This window comes from Candidatus Lokiarchaeota archaeon, assembly GCA_014730275.1.
Classification (GTDB): domain Archaea; phylum Asgardarchaeota; class Thorarchaeia; order Thorarchaeales; family Thorarchaeaceae; genus WJIL01.
On sequence record WJIL01000067.1, the window covers coordinates 1 to 3,038 of the forward strand.

A 3,038-nucleotide genomic window follows, 5' to 3' on the forward strand; every position below is an offset into this window, starting at 1 on the left:
ACCATAGTGCAAGACCGGCAAACCCTCGAGCCAAATATCGTAATTCCAATTCGAAAGCAGTTGCTGTTGATGATTTCTGTTTCAGTCTAAAGTATAGAGAACTGATGTTCGGTTCTCTAAGGTCTGATTCAAGTACTAGAAATCTATGCTGTTTCACCTGTCTTATCGTCCAGGCATCTGTATTCTTACCGGGTTGAATATCTTCAGAAGGATGTGCATTTCTTCGGAATCCTTGACTTCCGGTCAATTCGTCCAGTAAGCCGCGAATGTACCACATATTGCTCCCATAGTTATGCCCATTCGAAGCAATGGAGTGTAGCATTGAGTTCCATAGCCTTTCTGCAGATGTGGGAACCAACTCTCTAAACCAAAGATGGAAAAATGATCCCCCTGCCCAAGCTGGATCTCCTTTTCGAATCCACTCAGCTGGCTCAGCTTCTCCTTTGATAGATTCACCTCGTGCTCGTTGAAAGGTTCCCTGAAGAGCAAGCCGGATTGCTTCTCGTGAAGATAGAAGCTTTTGAGGAATCAGTCGGGTAATGCTGTCCTCTCTCGTGGCCGTTTCAGTGCGGAGCCCTTCAATTAGGGGCACAGCTATCTCTGATGGAACTGGAGTAATGAGACCAACCCAATAGGAGCTCAATCCGGTGGTAAGCACAGGTATAGGAATGACAATTCGTCTGGGGAGTTCAGCTTCTTCAGCATAAATTCTCATTAGCTTTTGATATGTGACTACATCTCTACCCCCAATGTCAAACTCCTCACCTATAGTCTCAGGTTGTTCAAGACATCCTGCAAGGTATTCCATGACATTGCTAACAGCAATTGGTTGTGTTTTTGTTCTCACCCATCTTGGAGGCGTCATAATCGGGAGTCTCTCGACAAGATAACGCATGATCTCAAATGACGCACTTCCCTCTCCTACTATCATAGCTGCTCGAAAAGTTGTCACTGGAACGCTGCCTTCTCTGAGAATCTGATTTACTTCTTCTCGAGACCTCAAGTGTTCGCTTGTGTCCTCTGAGATGTTCCCAAGTCCGCTGAGGTAGACTATTCTGTTTAGTCCTAGTTCCTCCGCCGTCTCCCGCATATTTGTTGAACCTATACGATCGAGTTCCCTATATTTTTCTCCGGCATACATTGAATGAACCAGATAGAAAGCACTAGCGCATCCTGAACATGCATCCAACAGACTCTCCTTATCCAAGACGTCAACTTTGACTGAAGTTACTCTTGGATGGGTCGCCCAATCATTTGCGAGGAGCTTGTCATTGCTCCTGTAAGTGGCTGTGACAGAATACCCCTCAGATATGAGCTTCTCTACAAGACGTTTCCCTATGTATCCGGTAGAACCTACAACAAGGGCATTCCTAGAAGAACTCATAACCTCATATACATGCCCGAAATCTCTTTACTCTTTCTAAAGCCTGCTTTTCTGCCTAATTTTTAGACCAATGTACACATAGCGGAGGAGTAACAGAGTCAAAAGAATAAAAATCGCGAAACCTACGACACTTCCAGCAAACAAGAATCCGATGCTTACTGAGAATATCATTAGCGTCATTGCCAAATAGCTTCTAAATGACCCCGCTGCAGAACATCTCCTGGAACAATATGTGCCCCAAAATGAGGTATCTCCCTTGCCGCACCATTGGCAGTTGCCTTTTGGTGGGCCATACTGTCCTTTTCTTGGATAGTCATTACTAGCATCCATATTTTGCTAGAGAGGAGTACGAAAATAAATTCTCGCAAAAAATAGAGTGTGGAAAATACATCTGACTTAACCGACCTGTTCTAGATTCTCCTCTCTTGCCATTAGTTGGTTGGCATCAAAGTTATCCTTCTCTCGATGAGTCTATTCTCCTCGCTGACCGAAACAAACTCGCTAGAGCTTGAGTACGTGTAGAAATTCTGATAGAGATAATGGTGTTCTTCAGTGTCGAATGTGTACCAGAGCTGAAATAGGTCATCAAAGTGCACACTGAATGGATTTCCACTTTGCCCTCCAGGAATGACACAGCGCGAATTGAGAGGATTCTCCAAGTCGATCACATGTCTCAAGACTGGACCCGTGGTCATCTCCCACCCATGAGACGGAAAGAGCGTATGTTGTCCTCGTATCGGTCCTCCCTTGATGGTTGTTAGACCTGCGATATGCTCCACATTGATAGTGTGATGAAGCCCATATTCCCAACTGTCAGTATTTTCGCCGTAGAGCGAATGCATTGTGTTGATTGCTATGTGCAACGATCTGACTAGGATATGATCTCTTGTTTCTATCAACCCTTCAGTCCGGGTATCATCAAAATAGGCAGATTCGTTTTCTAATATGAGTTGCTCCAGAATTGGTGCTCGGGGATAGGAACTTGAAGGCAACGCATTAGACTTCATTGATGACTCTTCAAGGAGGGGTATGAGAACATCCAATTCTTCAAATGTTTCCGACCTGATCGCATCATACAGATACATCCATAGAGTTGGTGCTTTCAAATCGGTCGCCATTTCATAGTCCCAATCATTGAACAAACCTACAATCATCTCTATGCTTTCATTGCCATCTCCTAGATTATCCCATGCAGAAACAACTTTTGGTACAATACTTCTGGCTCGAATCTCGATTGCATCTGCTTGAAATCGCATCAAGTCCTCTGTGGTGATACTATTGTCCGCATCTAGTAGTTCATTTATTCTCCTTCCCCGATAGCCATCAACATACGGGCCAACTAATGGATATCCATACTCATTCGGGTTGATTGATCGTTGATTTGCTGAAGAAACGTGTCCCCGTGATGGATTAACTTCCCTAGGAAGGTATGCATAGGGAACATTACTGACCATGCCCACTGAGTCGTTGAGTGCAACCACAGGATACATCCCGCTGTACCCATTTCGTATTGGAATGCGGCCACAAACTGTCATGGCGATGTTGCCTGCCTTGTCAGCATAGGCGAAATTGAAGACGGGGTTATCCCACCACGAGACCGCATCGAAATAGTCCTCAATATTTTCTGCTTTGTTCAGCTTCGTTGCTGCAATGA

General features: G+C 44.7%; 3 protein-coding genes. All 3 read right to left on the reverse strand.

Annotated elements, in window-relative coordinates; translation table 11 throughout:
• The coding region (locus tag GF309_07010) for an NAD(P)H-binding protein (GenBank protein ID MBD3158527.1) at positions 1–1,384 on the reverse strand (1,384 nt) is incomplete at its 3' end.
• Positions 1,385–1,560: 176 nt separating this feature from the next.
• Positions 1,561–1,701, reverse strand: a complete 141-nt coding sequence (locus GF309_07015) for a hypothetical protein (protein MBD3158528.1) — start codon at positions 1,699–1,701, stop codon at positions 1,561–1,563.
• Positions 1,702–1,815: 114 nt separating this feature from the next.
• Positions 1,816–3,036 (reverse strand): hypothetical protein, encoded by a 1,221-nt coding sequence (locus GF309_07020; GenBank protein MBD3158529.1) that lies wholly within the window; start codon positions 3,034–3,036, stop codon positions 1,816–1,818.
• Between the last annotated feature and the right edge of the window lie 2 nt (positions 3,037–3,038).

Bases quoted from the DNA above. Each gene is read 5' to 3' on its own strand.
- GF309_07015 (MBD3158528.1), bottom strand. From the start codon at position 1,701: ATGACTATCCAAGAAAAGGACAGTATGGCCCACCAAAAGGCAACTGCC.